The organism is Xenorhabdus bovienii, from assembly GCF_024721015.1.
GTDB classification, from domain to species: Bacteria; Pseudomonadota; Gammaproteobacteria; order Enterobacterales; family Enterobacteriaceae; genus Xenorhabdus; species Xenorhabdus bovienii.
Genome location: NZ_JANAIF010000018.1, coordinates 24265 through 45104, shown reverse-complemented (window position 1 = coordinate 45104; position 20840 = coordinate 24265). Strand labels below are relative to the sequence as shown.

At 44.3% G+C, this 20840-nt stretch carries 20 protein-coding genes, 1 tRNA gene and 1 pseudogene; 17 read left to right on the top strand and 5 right to left on the bottom strand.

Annotation, left to right across the window (positions count from 1 at the left end; all coding sequences use genetic code 11):
- Positions 1 to 7: 7 nt before the first annotated feature.
- The gene (locus tag NXS07_RS06945) at positions 8 to 772 is read right to left on the bottom strand and encodes a hypothetical protein (protein WP_258086441.1); all 765 of its coding nucleotides are present in this window, start codon (positions 770 to 772) and stop codon (positions 8 to 10) included.
- A 668-nt stretch (positions 773 to 1440) separates the two neighbouring features.
- Here NXS07_RS06945 and NXS07_RS06940 point away from each other — a divergent pair.
- The 11 genes and pseudogenes from NXS07_RS06940 to NXS07_RS06890 all read left to right on the top strand — a co-directional run bounded on the left by NXS07_RS06940 (position 1441) and on the right by NXS07_RS06890 (position 9719).
- On the top strand, positions 1441 to 3360 hold the full coding sequence (locus NXS07_RS06940) for a BglG family transcription antiterminator (RefSeq protein WP_258086440.1): 1920 nt from the start codon (positions 1441 to 1443) through the stop codon (positions 3358 to 3360).
- A 290-nt stretch (positions 3361 to 3650) separates the two neighbouring features.
- Positions 3651 to 3974 (top strand): transcriptional antiterminator, encoded by a 324-nt coding sequence (locus NXS07_RS06935; protein ID WP_407078496.1) that lies wholly within the window; start codon positions 3651 to 3653, stop codon positions 3972 to 3974.
- Positions 3975 to 4004: 30 nt separating this feature from the next.
- Positions 4005 to 4406, top strand: coding sequence for a glycine-rich SFCGS family protein (locus NXS07_RS06930; RefSeq protein WP_038207298.1), 402 nt, complete (start codon positions 4005 to 4007; stop codon positions 4404 to 4406).
- Positions 4390 to 4719, top strand: a complete 330-nt coding sequence (locus tag NXS07_RS06925; RefSeq protein ID WP_258086439.1) for a DUF4312 family protein — start codon at positions 4390 to 4392, stop codon at positions 4717 to 4719. Before NXS07_RS06930 ends, NXS07_RS06925 begins: the two co-directional genes overlap by 17 nt.
- A 15-nt stretch (positions 4720 to 4734) precedes the next feature.
- Positions 4735 to 5526, top strand: a complete 792-nt coding sequence (locus NXS07_RS06920) for a DUF4311 domain-containing protein (protein ID WP_038207301.1) — start codon at positions 4735 to 4737, stop codon at positions 5524 to 5526.
- A 2-nt stretch (positions 5527 to 5528) separates the two neighbouring features.
- Complete coding sequence (locus NXS07_RS06915; protein WP_038207303.1) at positions 5529 to 6179, top strand: DUF4310 family protein; 651 nt, start codon at positions 5529 to 5531, stop codon at positions 6177 to 6179.
- A 28-nt stretch (positions 6180 to 6207) separates the two neighbouring features.
- Entirely contained in the window at positions 6208 to 7362 is a 1155-nt protein-coding gene (locus tag NXS07_RS06910; RefSeq protein WP_258086438.1) for an amidohydrolase/deacetylase family metallohydrolase, read from the top strand.
- Entirely contained in the window at positions 7346 to 8461 is a 1116-nt protein-coding gene (locus NXS07_RS06905; RefSeq protein ID WP_258086437.1) for a DgaE family pyridoxal phosphate-dependent ammonia lyase, read from the top strand. Before NXS07_RS06910 ends, NXS07_RS06905 begins: the two co-directional genes overlap by 17 nt.
- Before the next feature lie 258 nt (positions 8462 to 8719).
- On the top strand, positions 8720 to 8881 hold the full coding sequence (locus tag NXS07_RS06900) for a hypothetical protein (RefSeq protein WP_155271861.1): 162 nt from the start codon (positions 8720 to 8722) through the stop codon (positions 8879 to 8881).
- 140 nt (positions 8882 to 9021) lie between these two features.
- Positions 9022 to 9156, top strand: a pseudogene (locus NXS07_RS06895) (ASCH domain-containing protein); the annotation flags it as partial.
- A 107-nt stretch (positions 9157 to 9263) separates the two neighbouring features.
- Positions 9264 to 9719, top strand: coding sequence for a YaiI/YqxD family protein (locus NXS07_RS06890; protein WP_038207314.1), 456 nt, complete (start codon positions 9264 to 9266; stop codon positions 9717 to 9719).
- 355 nt (positions 9720 to 10074) lie between these two features.
- On the opposite strand, the gene NXS07_RS06885 is transcribed toward NXS07_RS06890, so the two are convergent.
- From NXS07_RS06885 to NXS07_RS06875, 3 genes are all read right to left on the bottom strand, one after another.
- The gene (locus NXS07_RS06885) at positions 10075 to 10410 is read right to left on the bottom strand and encodes a hypothetical protein (RefSeq protein WP_258086436.1); all 336 of its coding nucleotides are present in this window, start codon (positions 10408 to 10410) and stop codon (positions 10075 to 10077) included.
- A 161-nt stretch (positions 10411 to 10571) separates the two neighbouring features.
- Positions 10572 to 10886, bottom strand: coding sequence for a hypothetical protein (locus tag NXS07_RS06880; protein WP_038207320.1), 315 nt, complete (start codon positions 10884 to 10886; stop codon positions 10572 to 10574).
- Positions 10887 to 10996: 110 nt separating this feature from the next.
- Positions 10997 to 12043 (bottom strand): hypothetical protein, encoded by a 1047-nt coding sequence (locus tag NXS07_RS06875; protein ID WP_038212973.1) that lies wholly within the window; start codon positions 12041 to 12043, stop codon positions 10997 to 10999.
- 937 nt (positions 12044 to 12980) lie between these two features.
- On the opposite strand from NXS07_RS06875, the gene treB reads away from it, so the two are divergent.
- From treB to NXS07_RS06855, 4 genes are all read left to right on the top strand, one after another.
- On the top strand, positions 12981 to 14390 hold the full coding sequence (treB, locus tag NXS07_RS06870; protein WP_258086435.1) for a PTS trehalose transporter subunit IIBC: 1410 nt from the start codon (positions 12981 to 12983) through the stop codon (positions 14388 to 14390).
- An 18-nt stretch (positions 14391 to 14408) separates the two neighbouring features.
- A complete protein-coding gene (gene treC, locus NXS07_RS06865) occupies positions 14409 to 16073 on the top strand; it encodes an alpha,alpha-phosphotrehalase (protein WP_046335542.1) in 1665 nt (554 codons plus the stop codon).
- Positions 16074 to 16288: 215 nt separating this feature from the next.
- Entirely contained in the window at positions 16289 to 16768 is a 480-nt protein-coding gene (locus tag NXS07_RS06860) for a hypothetical protein (protein WP_038207338.1), read from the top strand.
- On the top strand, positions 16769 to 17095 hold the full coding sequence (locus NXS07_RS06855) for a lysozyme inhibitor LprI family protein (RefSeq protein ID WP_038207341.1): 327 nt from the start codon (positions 16769 to 16771) through the stop codon (positions 17093 to 17095).
- 574 nt (positions 17096 to 17669) lie between these two features.
- On the opposite strand, the gene NXS07_RS06850 is transcribed toward NXS07_RS06855, so the two are convergent.
- Positions 17670 to 17764 (bottom strand) — tRNA-Sec (locus NXS07_RS06850).
- Positions 17765 to 17982: 218 nt separating this feature from the next.
- Here NXS07_RS06850 and prlC point away from each other — a divergent pair.
- On the top strand, positions 17983 to 20025 hold the full coding sequence (prlC, locus tag NXS07_RS06845; RefSeq protein ID WP_238125347.1) for an oligopeptidase A: 2043 nt from the start codon (positions 17983 to 17985) through the stop codon (positions 20023 to 20025).
- 6 nt (positions 20026 to 20031) lie between these two features.
- Complete coding sequence (gene rsmJ / locus NXS07_RS06840; protein ID WP_038207345.1) at positions 20032 to 20775, top strand: 16S rRNA (guanine(1516)-N(2))-methyltransferase RsmJ; 744 nt, start codon at positions 20032 to 20034, stop codon at positions 20773 to 20775.
- The last annotated feature ends 65 nt before the right edge of the window (positions 20776 to 20840 follow it).

The following is a 20840-nucleotide window of genomic DNA, read 5'->3' as shown; positions in this document are numbered from 1 at the left end:
AAATCTCTTATTTAAGATAACTATCAGCCAGCTTATAAAAATCCTGCCCTTGTAATGAAAATAATTTTGTAAAATTTGAACCAGGAGGCTCAGCACTTCCAGTTCTCCATGCAATAATCTCTGTATTGGAGATTTTATTACTTTTTGCTATATCAATAGCATTTTTAATTAATCGACGATAAGCTAAAAAATTTGAATTACTACCTTCATTAGCAGAAGCTATCATACCATTAATTCTATCTTGTATAGAGGGTTTAATATTGGGGTATTGGCTAAACCCCTCTATTGTCCGTGGCCCTGAAATGAGCCCGATTAATTTATTCCCCTGTCTGGGCACATCAAGCTCATGTGCTTTAGGAGACCGGATTCTGTTCAATAGAACATCATGCATATATTGCATGGTATCTTTAGCTTCTTTTTCATTGTACTTTATTTTTTTTTCAGGTGACGTCGTTTCCGCTAAAAGCACCATTAAAATCGCTTTCTGCTCGGCAGTTAAGTCCGTTGGAATCGATATTTTGGATAAGACATGAATTGTTAATGGTGGAAAACAGTCCTCAGCGACGCCTTCTGCAAAATAGGGACAGTAATCTATATCAGTATCCACCGCTCTAACCACGCTTACTCCCATATTCAGAGCTGTTATTTGCAAGGTTTGTTCTCTAAACAGATAATTATCACGTTGAAAAATGGACACAAGCGTATTATTCGATTGAAATTTAAGATGTCTTTTGGTATTACTATTCAAACCATCGATCTTTAATGTAAGCATATTCCCTATTCCCTTTTGTAAGATAGAATACGGTTTCATTAAGTAAAGACTTGTTATTCCGACTGATAATAAATCTAGACATAATTAATTATCCTTTTGATTTTGTTGAAATCCGTTCTTGAAAAAAATACCATGCCATAATAAAAAATATTTTATTGATAAATCAAATCCCTGTCCAGTAAGATACATCTTATTTTTGATTATTACGTGGGTATCATTTAATAACTATAGAGATAATAATACTATTAATGAATAAAATTATTATTAACTTATGGTAAAGTTAATATACAAAACAAATAGTCATCCTCATTATTTATTACAGTAAAATATCCGCAGAATTTTGCTCCACCAGCGCATTTCATCGGCTGATATAGTGTAATCAGCAAGACTGACGATAGAGAATGCACGATCTAAATAATTATTTTTCCCATATCGTCAGGAAAAAATGTGTCAGTCATTTTCCCTGCTGCGGTTTTAATGCCATAAGCAATATCCGTACAACTTTCCTCTGTCGCAGGTTCACAGACATGAAAATGTCAGCCTGTTTTTCCACTGAGATCACTCAAAAAGGCTAATCAATTTCTTACCTGCCTGATAGGGTAATGGGTTTATTCAACGAAGAAATCGCTCGAAGTTACACCGAATAATAATAAATTAAAGGTATCTCCGTGGCCTTGTTCCCTTATCCGCGTCTAGCCCACCTTTTTGAGGTGATCCACAAAGAAAGATTGCCGCAGGCTGAACTGGCAAAACGCTTTGGTGTTTCCAGTCGCACCATTCGCACGGATATTACGGAACTGAACAACGCTCTACGTCATTACGGCGCTCAGATCCTCTATAAACGGGGAAGCGGATATTCTCTCAGCATTGAGGATCATACCTTATTCGCCTCGCTGCCAAAACAAAAGCAAATGATCCAGACGATCCCCCGCACGGCCAGCGATCGGGTGGATGCGTTACTGTTGAAATTGCTGCTGGCTACTCAGCCAGTCAAACTGGATGATATTGCGGAAGCCTGGTCTATCAGCCGAGGAACGTTGCAACATGATATGGGCGTGGTACGTGAAATTGTCAGTAAATATCCCCTGCAACTGACCAGTATTCCCCGTCTCGGAACCCGGCTGACCGGCAATGAACGCATTATCCGATCCTGTCTGACAGACACACTATTACGCCGATTTTCGCTCGAAGTCGAACCGTCACTCAGCCAGTTCAGGACAGATATTCTGGCGGATATCGACCTGACTTATATCGAAACAATCCTGCAAAACAGCCTGACTCGATTCGGTATCCGCCTGAACAACGAAGGCCGCCAATATCTGATATTTAACTGTGCCGTTTCCATTCTCAGAATTACCCGCCGCCATGAGCTGACACAAGGTGTCGTCCATGAATGGGATAACATAATACAAAATGTGACAGATGAAATTTCACAAGGTTTGATCTGCATGCTAGGCAGCGAAATATCTGCATCAGAAGCCGGTTATCTCGCGGGGCAGATTGCCGCACAGAGAATTCCCCAACACGATAATCCCACCCCGCATACACCCAACAGCCATCAATGGGTAGACGAGATCCTCAACGACATCAATGCATCCTATAACTATGATTTACGCCATGACAGCAAGCTGAGAAGCGATCTCGCAACACATTTAACGGTATTAATCAGCCGGTTGCAGCAGCAAATCAGCACCAAAAACCCGCTACTGGCGGATATCAAGCAACATTATCCTTTCGCCTATGAAGTCACGGTAAGCGCTCTGACCCGTATCGAAGATCAACTTCCCTTCGTCATCAGTGAAGATGAACTGGGGTATCTGGCGGTGCATATCGGCGTTGGGTTGGAGCGCCATTACGGAGGTTCGACGCATGTTCTGGTTGTCACCGATTCAGGCAATGCCACGCGGCGGATGATTGAGGCCAAAATCGCCCGTGAATTTCCGCAGCTCAAGATCCAGCGCGTACTGCCACTCCATGAATACAACGCCTTGGACTATGTGGAAGAAAATTTCGTCATTACCACTTTGCGTCTGTCAGAGAAAAATAAACCCATCGTCAAAATCGCTCCCTTCCCTACTGCTTATCAATTAGAGCAGATAGGACGGCTGGCAATGATGGAACAAACCCGTCCCTATATTTTGGAGCGTTTCTTCGATGAGCGTTATTTTATGGTGATCAAGGAAGATATCACGCAGGAAATCCTGTTTAAAACCCTGTGCAGGAGATTGCGTGCTGGCGGCTATGTCAGAGAGGATTTTTGTCCCTCGTTGATTGAACGGGAAGCCATTGTTTCTACGTTATTGGGGGAGAATATTGCTCTGCCACATTCATTGGGATTGCTGGCTCTCAAAACGGTCGTCGTCACGGTTCTGGCACCCAAAGGTATCGAATGGAGCAAAGAAACGAAGACGCGGGCGAATGTCATTTTCCTGCTCGCCATCAGCAAACAGGATTATGAAGAAGCGATGGCAATTTATGATCTGTTTGTCACGTTTGTCCGGGAAAAAGCCACTAAACGGCTATTACGCAGCCGGAATTTCCATGATTTTCAGATCATCGCCAAAGACAGTCTTGGCCGCTCAGTCTAATCTCACGTCTTTCCCGTCAGCAAAAATCAACGAGAAATATCTGTCTATAATGTGACCACATTCTCAGGTTGAGAAAATCATGATGCCTTCGTTTTTTATGCAAAAATCCCACATGACAGCGCAACAACACCTCGTTTTCGGTTGATTTCCACTTCGAAGCGGAAATTAGCCTGCTCCAAAGCCACAAATAAAATCGATAAGGTCATTTCACCGTATTACGCCCGATGGCGGGAAACTCGACGATGCGTCGTGATCGATTTGACTGGAAAAATTTTATGCTTAAACCCCCCATGCGTTTCAATATGGCGAAAGGCAACCTTGATCCCGAAGCGGTCAGCCAAAGATTACTGGCACTTATTAAGCAGTGGCTGGAAGCGGCGGGTGCTTATACCACGCAAGTACAACAGCAGATGCTGACCACCCATATCAGGGCAATGGTGATGAGAGCCAAAACAGGAGAACCTTTGCCAGAAGTGGATAACTCGCTGTTTGACGAAGTTTCGCCGGAATCTATCGCATTGGCGGCACAAGTCGTCGAAACGCTGCCCGGACTGGCCGTTGAAGAGGCTTATCTGCTATCCGTGCATTTTGAAGTCGCGCGTTCCAACCCTTAATCCTCACTCAGCACACAGGAGACAAAACCCATGACATCAACCAAAATTGTTAAAAAACAAATCATTGTGGTTATCGGTGACCGTTTGGGCAAAGGGAAAAACGTCGCGGCGGGTGTCGAAGCAGCAGGCGGCAAAGCGATTGTTATTCCGGGCGTCGCGGCGGATATGAAACTGGGTGATGTGATGCATCACGAACAGGCAGATATCGGCATCTCTTTTTGCGGCAGTGGCGGAGCGGGCGCAATCACCGCACAAAACAAATATGGCTACCCAGTACGTCACGGTATGCGCTCCATCGAAGAAGGAGAAACCGCGATCCGTGAAGGTTGTACGGTGCTCGGGTTTGGTTTTATGGATAAAGCGGAGTTGGGCGAGCGCCTGGTTCGCGCTTTAATCAAAAAACAGGCGGCCAACCATGAAAGAGTTGATTGAAACATCGGTTCGGGTCAGCGGCTCCGGCGATACCAAACAGAAAGCCATCGCCGATGCCCTGAATGCCGTACAGCGCACGGTACTGCAAGGAACGTCTCACATCATCCTGCGCATCGAACCGAAAGACGTTGCCATCGTCAGCGCCATCAGCAAGGTCACGACGGAGAAGTTCCTGTTCTTTTTCCTGCCCCGTCAGCGTGAACACTATTCCGTCGTGCTGGATGTTTTCGTCAATGTCTCTTTTCTGGATGTGCGAGCTATCCATTTCAAACAATCCACTTCAAACCATCACAATCATGCCGACAGAAAATGATCTGGAGAAAAACCTATGGGTGCTACCGCGTCTTTTATTGAAATACTCGGCATGTCGCTGGTGATCGGCGGCCTGTGCGGTTTCGGCCTCGGTGCCGGAGCGGCACGCATGTTCCATGCGCCAACCGTACAGGGCATGGGCGCTTTTCGCACGTTAGGCGAACTGAACGCCTGCGAAGGCGATCCTGCCTCTCACTTCTCCTTCGGCCTCGGTTTCTTCTTTAATGCGTGGGCCTCGTCCGTTGCTGCGGGGGCGTTCACACAAGATGTCGATCACCGCATCATTCCCAATTGGGGCGCGGCCGCCTTGATGATCAAAAATCGCAACGTCGCAGAAACCCTGCACAACCCGAAAAAAATGGCCATCGCCTGCGGGATTATCGGGGCATTGCTGGTCGCGTTCCTGAACACCACGGCCTCTGCCGTTCCCGCTGCCTTGCAGACCACTGCCACCAACGTGCTGGTGCCTGCCGCCAATTTACTGGTCAATACCGTGATGCCCGTCTTGTTCTGGCTGGCCGCAATGGATGCCGGCCGCCGATCCGGTTTCTGGGCCACGTTGTTCGGCGGCTGCGCGCAACTGATTATGGGCAACGCCATTCCGGGGCTGGTATTAGGCATTCTGATCGGTAAGGGCGTGGATGACAGTGGTTGGAATAAAATCACCCGTACCATGCTGATCGCCGTTATTTTGCTGTTTGCCCTCAGCGGCTTCTTCCGTGAATTCGATCTTAAACTGCTGACCTCTTTCATGCTGGATGCACCGGGCTGGCTGCAACATATCCATCAACTGATGAGGGGTAAATAATCATGAATACTGAACTGAACAAACCTGATTTCTGGTACGCAGAATGGTCATTCCCGCTGTTTGTCGGTCTGCTGTCAGCCGGGATTTTCGCCGGTACACATATGTATGTGGTGTATGGATTCGGGGCATTCAATGAAGTGGCCTTCGTCGCCATGCTGCGCGCCGGCATTGATACCGGCGCTTATGGCGCGGTGGCGGCATTTGGTGCCAGTTTCCTGTTCGCCCGTATCGTCGAAGGATCACTGGTCGGGATCCTGGATATCGGTGGCGCCCTGCAAACCGGGATTGGTCTGGGTGTTCCCGCCCTGCTGCTGGCCGGCGGGTTTGATTTTCTGATAACCCACTTCTGGGCGGCGCTAATCACCGGCATGTTACTCGGCGTTGGCGTCGGTCTGCTGATCATCCTCGCCCGCAAATTCACCGTTGCGCAGGGAAACTCCACCTTTGGCGCAGATGTCATGATGGGTGCAGGCAATGCTTCCGGCCGTTTCCTCGGCCCCTTAATTATTCTGGCTGCAATGACGGCTTCTATTCCGATTGGCGTTGGTTCACTGATTGGCGCACTGCTGTTTTATGTGTGGAAAAAACCGGTAGCAGGCGGGGCAATTCTGGGCGCCATGATACTCGGCTATTTTTTCCCTGTGACAGCGTAATCATGCCCATAGCAAAAGGACAGGTATCATGTATGACTTAATCATTAAACAGGGGAAACTGATCAACGGGGCTATCATTGATATCGTGATCAATGATGGCCGGATTGCCGCCATTGGCCCCTTGGCGGCGACAGGATTATCAGCCATCAGGTATATTGATCTTCATGGTCATTACTTTGTCAGTGCCGGCTGGATTGATGCCCACACCCACTGTTATCCACAATCGCCTCTCTATTTTGATGAACCCGATTTGATTGGAGCAGCCAGTGGTGTCACGACGGTGGTCGATGCGGGCAGCGCAGGAGCGGATGATATCGACCATTTTCATTCCGTGGCGCGCAGGGTGAAGACTCATGTCTACGCTTTCCTGAATATCGCCCGCACAGGCATGCGTAGCCAGAACGAACTGGCAGACTTAACCCAAATCGACGCTTCCCGCCTGCAAGATGCTGTCAGACGTCACGCTGGATTTGTCATCGGTCTGAAAGCCCGCATGAGCAAAAGCGTGGTGGGTGAAAATGGCCTCCAACCGCTCATCCAGGCTAAAGCTCTCCATTCTAAACTCAGACAAAAAACCAGTGGCCTGCCGCTGATGGTGCATATTGGCAATCCACCGCCCAATCTGGAGGAAATTGCCGATCTACTGACCCAAGGCGATATCATTACCCACTGCTTTAACGGCAAGCCTAACCGTATCCTCGATGATAAAGGTAATCTGAAACCTGCCATTCAGCAGGCACTGTCACGCGGCGTTGTTCTGGATGTAGGACATGGTACAGAGAGTTTCAGCTTCACTGTGGCTGAACAAGCCATAAGGTTCGGTGCCTATCCCCATATAATCAGTTCCGATATTTACCAAAAAAACCGCGTCGGTGGGCCGGTTTATAGCCTCGCCAACGTGATGACCAAATTCCTCACCCTGGGCGTTCCGCCCGAACAAATTCTTAACTGCGTAACCGCCAACCCTGCGGATTTACTTCATCTGCCACGCAAAGGTCGGCTGGAGCGGGGTCTTGATGGCGATATCACGATTTTTGAATTGAAAAATCAACGCATTGAACTGTTCGATGCGGAAGGACAGGTCAGGATTGGTACGCAACAATTTATCCCAATAGCGGCCATTATTGCGGGTACGCATATTGTGGTTGTGGAAAGGAGCACAGTCGATGAAATCTCTCTATGAAAAATACCAATTGCGGCCAGTGATCAACGCGGCGGGACGCATGACCGCACTGGGCGTTTCAACACCCCGCTCTGATGTGATTGAGCAGGTTGCTACTGGGCTGAATCATTATTTTGAGATGGCCGATTTAGTCGATAAAACCGGTGATTACATCGCCAGATTGCTGGGCGTAGACAGCGCAATCATTGTCTCCTGTGCTTCAGCGGGGATCGCCCAATCGATAGCTGCCGTGATTGTCAAAGATGATGATGATTTGCTGCTTAATCTGCATCGTTCAGAGAAGCCAGTCCCCCGTGAAATCATTCTTCCCAGAGGGCATAACGTCAACTTCGGCGCTCCTGTTGACACCATGATTACGCTGGGGGGCGGTAAAGTCATTGAAGCGGGTTTTGCCAACGAATGCAGCGCAACACAGCTCGCCGCCAAAATCACGCCCCAAACCGCCGCCATTCTCTATATCAAATCACATCATACCGTACAGAAAAGCATGCTGACCGTAGCCGAAGCTGCCCGCATTGCACAGGAGCACCAGCTCCCCCTGATAGTGGATGCCGCCGCCGAGGAAGATTTAACGCTCTATTACCAGCTGGGAGCCGATCTGGTGATTTACAGCGGTGCCAAAGCGATTGAAGGCCCCACCAGTGGGTTGGTGATCGGCAAACAGCCCTATGTGAATTGGGTCAAGCGGCAAAGTTACGGCATCGGGCGCGCCATGAAAATCGGCAAAGAAGGCATTCTTGGCCTGACACTGGCCATTGAGCGCTATATCACCGACAAAAAAGAGTCTGGCGCGGACATGGTGGCAAGAATGACATCTTTTATTGACAGACTGAACCGCATCAAAGGCGTGTCGGCCAAAGTGGTATGGGACAGCGCAGGGCGCGATATCGCCCGTGCTGAGATCACTTTTGACGAACAGATGATTGGCAAAAATACCTTCGACATTCTGGCACAACTCCGGCAGGGAAAAACGGCGATCTACTTGCGGGAATACCAAGCCAATGAGGGAAAAGTAGAGGCGGATATCCGCAGCGTGACGGCAGTACAGCTTGATTCGATTGCATCAGAAATAAGAAGGTCAATATTGGGAGGAAAATAATACTGGGCAATGCATGCACGGTATTACATCACCGGAAATAATAGAAGGCTGCTGATTGCCCCCTGTCACAGCAGCCTCTTCAATATAAGTAAATTATGCTTGTAACAATGAATTTAAAAGATATAAAGATATATATAATTTAAAAACACCGATATTGACACACTAATTATTAATTAAAAAATACCTTTAATAAATATTATATATTTGTATTTATTTTGAATAAATATCAAAATAAACAACTATTTTTAGCAGCAAAAAATGTTCCATGATTCCTGCCTGTCTCTGAATCAAGTGATCACCGTTCCTTACCGTCCCGAAACAGATGCCGCTGGCGAAACTACCCGCATTAACCCGTTTCGCTGGTCAGAAAAAGTCGGCGACCAACGAACTTATCTTGTGATACTATTTCTGGTAAATTAACCCCTTCGATTAACTTACATACAGAAAATTTATGCTTCCCCTAAAACAGCTATATCAAAAATATCCATCAGATTCTAGTTGGTAATTGGGTGACTCACCTGAATTAGCTGATGAGCTGGCAAGCCTCGTGGTATCTGGAAAAAAAAGAGGGTGAAGGCGATCTGAGTCTTTCGTACTGGAGGAAAGAGCATCAAAATTTTTTCGAGAGAGAAGGCACCTATTCCGAAAACATGGAACTGGTCTTTGAAGAGTTTGAACTCATAGAAACCGAGTGAGCGTCACGGTCATTGGTATTTAACTTATGATTACTTTAACTACCTTCATGAACCTGTGTTAAATAGCCTCGATGTAGCTAAAAATATGAAATTGAGAGGAATCTGTTATGCCTATATGGGTAGATGCTGATGCATGTCCTAAGGTTATAAAAGAAGTATTATATCGTGCAGCAGAACGTGAAAAAGTACAGGTTACATTCGTGGCAAATCAACGATTAAGTGTACCTGCATCCGCTTTTTTACGTACATTACAAGTCCCTGCTGGGTTTGATGTCGCTGACAATGAAATTGTTCGTCGCTCAGAAATCGGTGATTTAGTGATTACAGCAGATATTCCTCTTGCTGCTGAAGTGATCGAAAAAGGTGCAATAGCACTCAATCCGCGCGGTGAACGTTATAGTGAAGCGACAATACGTGAACGCCTGGCTATGCGTGATTTTATGGATACGATGCGGGCGAGTGGGATCCACACGGGAGGGCCTGCTACGTTAAACCAACGTGATCGCCAGCAGTTCGCAAATGAACTAGATAAGTGGTTATTACAACAAAAAAGAGTATCTTGAAAGGAAATGTGACTATTCTATGAGCAAAAAATACGATTGTTATCAAAAGGATTACAGTTTCGGTCTCCGACAACATGGTAACGATTCTATATGGGAAAGGGGCGAAAATATGGAACATCTGAGATAACAAGGTGGAAGGTTAGGAGAGGTCTATCTTTGAATGGTAAAAAGAGGATTCCATAAAAGTAAGGCCTGCTTTGTTTTCAGCCAAAATAACCATATTAAATTAAAATACGAGATCTTACCCTGAGGATATTATGGACGTCCGTGTCCAAATGTCAGAGGGTGCTATTTATCATCAAAAACAGTTAATAGTAGAACTGCAAAAAATCACAGATTAAAATTAGCATATAGTTTAAGGCGGAGTATCCACTCCTTTAACGAGAATACCTGTAATATAAATTATTTCTGCCGGATAGGGATAATCAAGGAGTTTTAATGTTACAGTAAATTGATTGATTAAAGCTGACAGTAACGTTGCGAATATACCTCCTCCACCCATTTTATAATTAGGATAATTAAGAAAAAAATTGGTGAAAATGTTTGGATTTTTTAAATATTTAAATGACACATTAACATTGTTACCTGCAATGTTAGTTTCCAACGAAACAATTATTACGTCTTTAACTAATAAATCACTAGCCGGCCTCACTAAGATTAATTTTTTTTCTGATTTATCATTTTCGTTCATGGTATTATTCCTCAAAATAATTATTTATAAATCAAAAAACAAACAGAATTCAGAAATCACCTAGTCATAAATTAAATATTTTTAAGTAAATTTAATTTTGTTTTTTATAAAAATTGGTTTCTTATCATGTAAATATTTCTTTATTCCATTTACTACTGACCTTATTTATCACCGATATCGGTATCGATAATAACACCGGCAATGCGATCAGACCCAATGAATTTCAATATTATTGGCATGTCATAGGAAAAAGCTGCCAATATTACTGAGTATGTTGCGGCTCCATTTATCTCTTCTTCAGGAAATGCTAGTTTATAATAATCAATCACATCATTGTTAATATTTTTAACGCAAATTATAGGGTTAATATCCGCACCTCCACCTCCATTAATATCACCGACATCTATTGAAATAACTTTTGAGTATATGCCCTTGTCTTTATTCACTAATTCTGTTTTTTCATTATTGTTACTCATATCATTATTCCTTAAAATAATATTTCAATAAAAACAAAATATAGAATCAATTTACACTCATCATTCGTCGTATGACGTCTTCATTAATCTTAAAATATAATATGAATAATCTAATTTTGAGTAGATATATAATCGTTTTTAACTGGGCGCTGCAGTAATAGAACTGGCGATTTCCCCTTATTTTTATAAAACTCCTCATAGACTCTTACGAGTTTGCGACCATGCACTCTCCATAGCAACGCATTATTATTAGTTCTGTATATTCCCGTAGGTATCTCATTAACTTCAGCCAGAGGGTTTGACCAATAATTAATCACAGTACAACTTGGGCAGTCCTCAGCTCGAGTCATAATGGTTCGCCAATAAGGTTTGTGCTTATTTTGTATGTAACCATGCCCATAAAAAAATTCATCTTCTTTACTAAGACCACCACTATTCACGCTATCGCTTGCACCTATCAAATGCCCTAAGTGATAGTTGAAATCGAGGTTTTCCTTGTTGATCATACAAGGGAGTCTGACCACCATATACGCAGTATCTCTATTAATTCCCTTTTTGCCATCAAATGAGCTTCCACACTCATTTTTATTGAAATGATATTTTGCAGTTATGATCAATACAACCACATCTGCTTTCAGAGCAATACGAGATTGTTCGAGTAAATAAAATTCTTTAAACCTATAAATAATTTTTTTGTCGTTTTTATTCCGGGTACCAGGAAGCTGCTTTAACATACCAGTCATATTAAAATCCAGATAATGTTCATGGGTCATAAGATTCTTTTCAGAGATATAAGATGCAATAACCTTTGTTCTTCCCAGTTCAAAATGTATATAGGAATTTCTGAATGATCGGTTGCCAACTGATATCATTAAATCTGCAACCTCATTCATTTGCTCTATTGCTTTCTTATCTTTCAGCTCACTACCATACACATATCCAAGCTTTTCAGCGGCTTCTATAGAGAATGCAAATAGAATTTTAATTTTTGGTCTTCTCCTGAACAATTGTGGCTGAGAGTCTTTTGGGGCAGCTTGCATTTCTATAGAATAGACAGGTTGAGTAAATGAAAATAATAAAAAAGCAGATAAAAACAGGATGGCCTCTAATGTTTTTTTATGTGGAAATGATATATTTATTTCATTTGTGCTGTTCATAGTCTTATCCTTTAATTTTTATTTTATTATTAATGACATAAGCAATTAAGCTAAATTTAATTAACTAATTACAGATTTCCTATTTCCCAACAATTTAAATGGTAATAATTGACATACGATGAAATAAATCTGACATTAATAATTATAGTCTCTATTCTGATTTCGATTGTAATTAATTGTAAATAAAACGTTATATTTTGTTATTCTTGATTCTAATATAAATTAACTTATTAATGTAAGTCATTTCTATTTTGGTAAATATTAATATAAAAAAATTGATATTATCTTCCAATTTTGCCGTCATATTTATCAATATCAGAAATTCATCATAGCTAGGAAGAAATTCCATAAAGGCGATATCCTGAAAGTTAGTTTATGTTACCATTTGATATTTAAGAAAATGGTTAAGCTCAGAGCGGGTGATACCGCTGACTGCTGTGACACCGTTATTGTCAGTAGTAGTATGAATATTAGTTGAAATTATAGATATGACTACTGAAAACACACTTATCCATATCTCTTACTTATAAAGTATTAACGAAAATATCGTTATCCTGAATCAGCTAATCAAAAAACACCAGAATTACCTCTATTTGATTAGATAATTGTCTTTTTTCTTTTATCTTCCCCCTTCATTGGTTGAAAACACACAACAAACCAACAAAACTCATATCCAAAATCTATTAGTTACTAAAGAAATTAGATTCCATTAAATAATCAATAAAACAAATATAAAAAGCCTTTTAGTTTCAAACCAATAGAATAAAATGTGATCCAAAACTCAAACAAAACATCTTTTCATATTCAAAAACCTGAAATCTGACTAGGATAAATCAGCCATTACTTCAGTCTTTGAATTATCTCATCACGAGAGTAATCATTCTGTTAATAGCAAAACTCAGTTACTTATTACTCCTGCCATACTAAGGAGAAAGGCATGAAGAAAAATCAAGTAAATCAGAAGGATCTTGAAAAACTTATTACTTTGATTGGTGGAAAAGAGAATATTGCTTCTGTCAGCCATTGTATTACCCGCCTCAGATTCGTTCTCCATTCACCAGAAAATGCCGATGCCAAGGCCATCGAAGAGCTATCCATGGTAAAAGGGTGTTTTACCAATGCCGGGCAATTTCAGGTGGTTATTGGAACCAATGTAGACATTTATTATAAAGCTCTGCTTGAAAATACGGGGAAACAATCCGTTAATAAAGAAGAAGTTAAACAGGCAGCCCGACAAAATATGAAATGGTATGAAAATGCAATTTCACATTTTGCTGAGATCTTTTTCCCTCTGCTGCCAGCCTTAATCAGCGGTGGGTTAATATTAGGCTTCCGTAACATCATTGGGGATATCCCTTTCAGTGAAGGCAAAACACTCGCCCAGCTATATCCTATCTGGCAAACCATCCATGGTTTTCTCTGGTTGATCGGTGAAGCCATATTCTTCTACCTCCCTGTAGGTATCTGCTGGTCTGCCGTTAAAAAAATGGGCGGAACCCCAGTATTAGGTATTGTTTTGGGCATTACGCTGGTTTCACCACAGTTGATGAATGCTTACCTGCTTGGGCAGCAAACACCGGAAGTCTGGGATTTCGGCTGGTTTGCCATTTCCAAAGTCGGCTATCAGGCGCAAGTCATTCCTTCTCTATTGGCGGGTTTAACGTTGGGATGGATTGAAACTCGGCTGAAAAAATGGGTGCCGGATTATCTTTATCTGGTAATTGTCCCCGTTGTTTCTCTACTGCTGGCGGTCTTCCTTGCCCATACGCTAATCGGCCCGATGGGGCGCGCAATCGGTGATGGGGTCGCTTGGGTCGTCAAGGGCCTGATGACCGGAAGTTTCGCGCCTATCGGTGCTGCCCTGTTCGGCTTTTTCTACGCACCTCTGGTTATTACGGGCGTACACCAAACCACATTGGCAATCGATCTGCAAATGATCCAGAGCACGGGCGGAACCCCCATCTGGCCTATCATTGCGTTATCCAATATCGCCCAAGGCTCTGCCGTTGCCGGCATTATCTGGGCAAGCAAAAAGCAGAAAGAACGCGAGGTTTCGATTCCGGCAGCCATTTCAGCCTATCTCGGCGTTACCGAACCCGCCATGTATGGTATCAACCTGAAATACCATTACCCGATGTTCTGCGCGATGATTGGAGCGGGTCTGGCCGGGCTGGTATGTGGCCTTAATCATGTGACGGCTAATGGCATTGGTGTTGGTGGGATCCCAGGTATTCTCTCTATCAAGCCGCAGTTCTGGATGGTCTACCTTATTGCCATGATCATCGCCATTGTCGTGCCTATGCTGCTTACCGTACTGGTCTATCGCAGAAATGAGCTAACGCATTAATTCCTTAGAGATATTTTTATGACTGAACAGCAACCTTGGTGGTTAGATAGCGTTATCTACCAGATTTATCCGAAAAGTTTTCAGGACAGTACCGGAAGCGGTACAGGTGATATCAATGGGATCACCCAACGGCTGGATTATCTACAGCACCTCGGTGTTGAGGCTATCTGGATCACGCCGTTTTATCCGTCTCCACAAGTTGATAATGGCTATGATGTTGCCGATTACTGCGCCATTAATCCCGATTATGGCTCAATGGAAGACTTTGACAATTTAGTGGAAAATGCCCATCGCCGTGGCATCCGCATTATTTTGGATATGGTCTTTAACCACACTTCAACCGAACATCCGTGGTTTCAGGCTGCACAGGATATCAATAGCCCTTATCGCCAGTTTTATATCTGGCGCGAAGGCTCCAGCGATTCCCTGCCCAATAACTGGAAATCCAAGTTTGGCGGGAATGCGTGGCAGTGGCATGCTGAAAGCCAGCAATATTACCTCCATCTGTTTGCGGTAAAACAGGCTGATTTGAACTGGGAACATGAACCCGTCCGCGCCGAGCTGAAAAAAATCTGTGAGTTCTGGGCAGACCGTGGTGTTGATGGCTTGCGGCTGGATGTGGTTAATCTCGTCTCAAAACAGCAGGATTATCCGAGTGACGATCACGGAGATGGCCGCCGTTTCTATACCGATGGCCCGCGTATTCATGAATTTCTACAAGAAATGAGCCGTGATGTGTTCCAGCCCAAGGGCTTGATGACCGTAGGTGAGATGTCTTCCACAGCGCTTGAGCACTGCCTCCGTTACAGCGCTTTGGATAGCAGTGCGCTGTCCATGACGTTTAATTTTCATCATTTGAAAGTCGATTATCCTAATGGTGAAAAATGGACACTCGCCAAGCCTGACTATATTGCCTTGAAAAAGATTTTCTCAACCTGGCAACAGGGTATGCATCAAAAGGCATGGAACGCGCTTTTCTGGTGCAATCATGATCAGCCTCGCATAGTTTCCCGATTTGGGGATGAACACCAACACCACAGGACGTCAGCCAAAATGCTGGCAATGGTGCTGCACGGTATGCAGGGTACGCCGTATATCTATCAAGGCGAAGAGCTGGGTATGACGAATCCCCACTTTGAGCGTATCGAAGAGTATCGGGATATTGAAAGCCTGAATATGTATCAGGAACGCATTGAGCAAAACATGGCACCAGAGGAGATACTGGCAATTCTGGCGCAGAAATCCCGCGATAACGGCCGGACGCCAATGCAGTGGGATGGTTCAGCCAGTGCCGGCTTTACCTCTGGCACGCCGTGGATAGCACCTTGCGATAATTATCCAGAGCTCAATGCCGAAGCTGCATTGCAGGATAAAGATTCCGTCTTCTATTGCTACCACGAATTGATTAAGTTGCGGAAACAACAACCCATACTGACCTACGGTGATTATCTGGATCTGTTACCCGACCATCCTTCGCTTTGGTGTTATCTGCGTCGCTGGCAGAATCAGGTCATGTTAGTTATCGCGAATTTAAGTGATGAAAACCAGCGATGGTCTCCAGAATCTTCTCTCACAGATAAAGAATGGCAGGTATTAATAAGTAATTATCCATCGCCTTCCTCAATGGAAAAAGAGATATCCATTAAACCTTATGAGTCAATATACTTGATTGCTGCTCAATAATTTTATTTATTCATTATTAATCGACTAAAAATAAAACCTCGTCCGAATAGGACGAGGTAAATTCACATCATTATTCATTGCAATATTGACCAAAATTCTCTGTTAATATTTAATTAATTACACGCATGAGAATTCTCTGGAAAAAACCCAGGGAATGGCACGGCCACAAAACCTGTGCCATACTTTTTCAATCTCAAACTGGGAGGTAATATGCTATGTCTTACTTAAAATGTTTGAATTATTTTGGTACCGGTTGCCTTCTCTTTTCCGCATTCGTACAAGCACAATCGCCATCGTCCCAATTGTCTACAAGCCAACAAAAATACCTGCAACAGCAAATAGATAAACAAATGACAGATAAATCAGCGGCCAAAGAGGTAGAAGACTGGTCAGATACTAAAAAAGTAGCCGAGTTTATTTGTAGGCCTTTAGCGCTCTCTGTTATTCAACGGAAGCACAAAGAGGCTGACAAAGTGTTTCTCGGTGATGAATCACCAAACAGTATAAGATTGATTGATTCCCGGCTCATAGGTACGGGGATGTATCGCAACGGCATTGGCTGGAAAAATATTAGATTCTCCTGCGAACTGGACTCTAAAACAGGCAAAGCGCTGTCATTCAAACTGTTAAAAGCATTGCCACCGCAATTACAGACTGGGCCAGGGCCTGTGATCCTTCCTAAAAAAGGGCAGTAGATGAGATATACATTACTTATGCTGCTTATTCTGTCTCCCCTTAGTCTGGCCGCCAGTTTTGATTGTGCAAAAGCCAAAGCGCCAGATGAGAAAGCAATCTGTACTGATCATCGGCTTAATGATCTGGATATAGAAATGAGCGTCAAATATCATTTCCTACGAGGGTTATTTGCTATGGGCATATCGGGTGAAATGCATGGCAGCCAAAAGGCTTGGCTGAAGCAACGCCAGAAGTGCAAAGGCGATAAAACATGCCTGCTACAAAGTTATCACCAGCGTATTAACCAACTTGATACAGTTTATAACTCAATCCAGAAACCGATATAGTCATCCCCTTCGTCTTTCAGGTTGCAACCAGCAAAGCAGAAACTTGAAAGACGGAGGGGATAAACTCATCCTTCCCCTTATCCAATCAAGCCAACGGCAATAATAATATAATATAAATTTAAGAAATTAATATATAAAGCGATCTTATTACACTCAAAAATCATCCTATTCATGGCAATTATCAAAACACTAACGATATAAAAAATAAAGAAAACAGCATAAATAAATAATAATGTAAAAATATTCTATTTAAATAAGCTATATTTAACTAATTTAAAAAATATTGGATTTTATAAATGATTTCCCCCTGCATACTATACTTATTGGTGCAGTTGAAAAATATATTGGGCCAAATATTAATGCCCAGAAATGAACGTAGTTAACCTACCCGATGTTCATTTTTGCTGTAGGTTGTTCAATATAGTGACAGCAACTGCATGATGACAAAGCGTAATTTTTTCACAGAGAATCTCCTATGTTCAGATTACAAGAAAATTCCACTGAAATACAAAAAACACCCTGTCAATAAATTGAATTATTTTGCTGAAGTAAAAAGACAGTAATAGACAAAAAGTGGCGGAAGATCACAGGAGTTGAACCTGTCGGGAGCCGCTGGCGGCTCCATCTGGATTTGAAGCCCAGCCGCCCCACCGGGGGCGATGATCTTCCATAAGGAAAACGATGAAGAGCAGGGATTATAGCGCGTCCCACGAAACATCTAAACTCATTCGTCATCTCACAGATCTCTGATATAAAAAGACCCCGATTATCCGCATAAAAGTGCGGCATCAGCATTGAACTCGCTGTATCTTATCCCCATCTTATCGACAACAACCCATTGGGATATAGCGGTTTATATACCCAAACATACAACTAAGGCGCTCACTATGACTAACCCGTTACTGACTCCTTCTGTATTGCCCAAATTCGCTGCCATTGAGCCAAAACATGTCGTGCCAGCCGTGAAAGAGACGTTAGCCAACTACCGTCAAGTGATTGAGAAAGTTCTGGCCGGAAATGTCACATTTACTTGGGATAATCTGTGCCAGCCAATTTCTGAAGCGAAAGATCATCTTTCCCGCGTGTGGTCTCCTGTTGATCATCTCAATGCGGTCAAAAATAGCCCAGAACTTCGCGAAGCCTATGAACAAAGCCTGCCCCTGATTTCTGAGTTCGAAACTTGGATGGGGCAGCACGAAGGATTATATCAGGCTTATAAGGCTCTGAAAGAGAGCGAAGCCTTTAAAGCACTATCTCAGCCACAGCGTAAAGCTATCGAAAATACGCTGCGTGATTTTGAGTTGTCTGGCATTGGTCTGCCGAAGGAAAAACAGAAACGCTACGGTGAGATTTCCGCCCGTTTATCTGAGCTTGGCTCTCAGTTCGGCAATAATTTGCTGGATGCCACGATGGGATGGACCAAGCTGATCACTGATGAGTGCGATCTGGAGGGTATGCCTGACAGTGCCAAAGCCGCCGCCAAAGCCGCTGCCGAAGCTAAAGGGTTAGAGGGCTGGTTGCTGACACTGAATGGGCCAAGCTATCTGCCGGTCATGACCTATGCCGATGACAGTGAACTGCGCCAGGAAATGTATTACGCCTATACGACCCGCGCTTCTGAGCAAGGGCCAAATGCCGGTCAGTGGGATAACAGTGCCGTCATGACGGAAATTCTCGCACTGCGCCATGAGCTCGCACTATTGCTGGGTTTCAAAAACTATGCTGAAAACTCTCTAGCCACCAAAATGGCTAAAACACCTAAGCAAGTACTCGATTTCCTGAACGATCTGGCCAACCGCGCCCACGGTCAAGGCGAAAGAGAACTGGAAGAACTCACTGATTTTGCCGAATCACACTATTGGGTCGATGAGCTGGAAGCGTGGGATCTGGCCTATTATAGTGAAAAGCAGAAACAACATGATTTCTCTATCAGCGATGAGCAACTTCGCCCTTATTTCCCTGAACAACGTGCCATTGAAGGTCTGTTTGAAGTTATACGCCGCATTTATGCGATTACCGCTAAAGAGCGCCGCGATGTAGAAACATGGCATCCTGATGTTCGTTTCTTTGAACTGTATGATGAAAAACAGACATTGCTCGGTAGTTTCTATCTGGATCTCTATGCCCGTGAGCATAAGCGGGGTGGCGCATGGATGAACAGTTATGTCGGCAGAATGCGTCATACTTCCGGCGAATTACAGACGCCTGTCGCTTATCTGACCTGTAACTTCAATAAGCCGGTTGGCGATCAGCCCGCACTGTTTACTCACAATGAAGTGACAACGCTGTTCCATGAATTTGGTCATGGCCTGCACCATATGCTGACCCAGGTTGAAACGTTAGATGTTGCGGGTATCAACGGTGTACCGTGGGATGCCGTTGAAATGCCAAGCCAGTTTATGGAGAACTGGTGCTGGGAGCCAGAAGCACTGGCGTTTATCTCCGGCCACTATGAAACGAAAGAACCTCTGCCGAAAGAGATGTTGGATAATATGCTGGCCGCCAAGAATTATCAGGCAGCGATGGCCATCCTGCGCCAGTTGGAATTCGGTCTGTTTGATTTCCGCCTGCACGCTGAATATGACCCGGCAAAAGGTGCGCAAATCCTGCCAACCTTGCAGTCAGTGAAAAAACAGGTCGCAGTTGTGCCATCACCGGAATGGGGACGCTTCCCCAACACCTTCAGCCATATTTTTAACGGTGGCTATGCGGCTGGCTATTACAGTTATATGTGGGCCGATGTTCTGGCTGCGGACGCTTATTCCCGCTTTGCCGAAGAGGGAATTTTCAATCGCACAACCGGGCAGTCTTTCCTCGATAATATCCTGACCCGTGGCGGTTCAGAAGACCCAATGGCGCTGTTTGTACGCTTCCGTGGTCGCGAGCCGAAACTGGATGCAATGCTGAAAAGCTCTGGTATCAGTGGATAATAACCTGTGAAGATTTGTTTAATCTGTGAACAAGGCGCTGATAACAGCGCCTTATCTCAATTGGCTGAACGCTGGAATCTGGTTCATGATGAAGATTCCGTCATGGCGCTGGTCTTGACACCTGAACGGCTGGAACTGCACAAACTCGATGAGCCAAAGCTGGGCGGTATTTATGTCGATTTTGTTGCCGGCACGATGGCACATCGCCGCCGTTTTGGGGGTGGCCGTGGTGAGGCCGTCGCCAAGGCTGTCGGCATCAAGAAAGGTTATCTGCCCACAGTTGTCGATGCTACCGCTGGGTTGGGGCGCGATGCCTTTGTGCTGGCGTCCATCGGTTGTCAGGTCAGAATGTTGGAACGCCATCCGGTGGTAGCAGCACTGCTGGATGACGGCTTACAGCGCGGCTATCAGAATGAAGAGATTGGTAGCTGGCTGAAAGAACGTATGACGCTGATCCACACCTCAAGCATTACGGCCTTGACGGATATTACACCGCCACCTGATGTCGTTTATCTCGATCCCATGTATCCCCATCGGCAAAAAAGCGCGCTGGTCAAAAAAGAGATGCGCGTTTTCCAATCATTAGTGGGCGCCGATGAAGACGCGGACGGTTTGCTGGAGCCCGCCCGTGCGCTAGCAAAACGGCGGGTTGTGGTAAAACGGCCTGATTATGCGGAACCGCTGGCAGGGGTTAAGGCTTCCGCAGCGATTACCACCAAAAATCATCGTTTCGATATTTATCCTTGTTAATCGATACGGCTGCGATTAAAAAAACAAGCCCCGTGTTTATACATGGGGCTTATCCGCCAAAACAT

Coding starts and splice junctions, on each gene's coding strand:
- NXS07_RS06945 (WP_258086441.1), bottom strand. CDS start 772: ATGCTTACATTAAAGATCGATGGTTTGAATAGTAATACCAAAAGACAT.
- NXS07_RS06935 (WP_407078496.1), top strand. CDS start 3,651: ATGCGTTTCAATATGGCGAAAGGCAACCTTGATCCCGAAGCGGTCAGC.
- NXS07_RS06930 (WP_038207298.1), top strand. CDS start 4,005: ATGACATCAACCAAAATTGTTAAAAAACAAATCATTGTGGTTATCGGT.
- NXS07_RS06925 (WP_258086439.1), top strand. CDS start 4,390: ATGAAAGAGTTGATTGAAACATCGGTTCGGGTCAGCGGCTCCGGCGAT.
- NXS07_RS06920 (WP_038207301.1), top strand. CDS start 4,735: ATGGGTGCTACCGCGTCTTTTATTGAAATACTCGGCATGTCGCTGGTG.
- NXS07_RS06915 (WP_038207303.1), top strand. CDS start 5,529: ATGAATACTGAACTGAACAAACCTGATTTCTGGTACGCAGAATGGTCA.
- NXS07_RS06910 (WP_258086438.1), top strand. CDS start 6,208: ATGTATGACTTAATCATTAAACAGGGGAAACTGATCAACGGGGCTATC.
- NXS07_RS06905 (WP_258086437.1), top strand. CDS start 7,346: ATGAAATCTCTCTATGAAAAATACCAATTGCGGCCAGTGATCAACGCG.
- NXS07_RS06900 (WP_155271861.1), top strand. CDS start 8,720: ATGTTCCATGATTCCTGCCTGTCTCTGAATCAAGTGATCACCGTTCCT.
- NXS07_RS06890 (WP_038207314.1), top strand. CDS start 9,264: ATGCCTATATGGGTAGATGCTGATGCATGTCCTAAGGTTATAAAAGAA.
- NXS07_RS06885 (WP_258086436.1), bottom strand. CDS start 10,410: ATGAACGAAAATGATAAATCAGAAAAAAAATTAATCTTAGTGAGGCCG.
- NXS07_RS06880 (WP_038207320.1), bottom strand. CDS start 10,886: ATGAGTAACAATAATGAAAAAACAGAATTAGTGAATAAAGACAAGGGC.
- NXS07_RS06875 (WP_038212973.1), bottom strand. CDS start 12,043: ATGAACAGCACAAATGAAATAAATATATCATTTCCACATAAAAAAACA.
- treB (WP_258086435.1), top strand. CDS start 12,981: ATGAAGAAAAATCAAGTAAATCAGAAGGATCTTGAAAAACTTATTACT.
- treC (WP_046335542.1), top strand. CDS start 14,409: ATGACTGAACAGCAACCTTGGTGGTTAGATAGCGTTATCTACCAGATT.
- NXS07_RS06860 (WP_038207338.1), top strand. CDS start 16,289: ATGTCTTACTTAAAATGTTTGAATTATTTTGGTACCGGTTGCCTTCTC.
- NXS07_RS06855 (WP_038207341.1), top strand. CDS start 16,769: ATGAGATATACATTACTTATGCTGCTTATTCTGTCTCCCCTTAGTCTG.
- prlC (WP_238125347.1), top strand. CDS start 17,983: ATGACTAACCCGTTACTGACTCCTTCTGTATTGCCCAAATTCGCTGCC.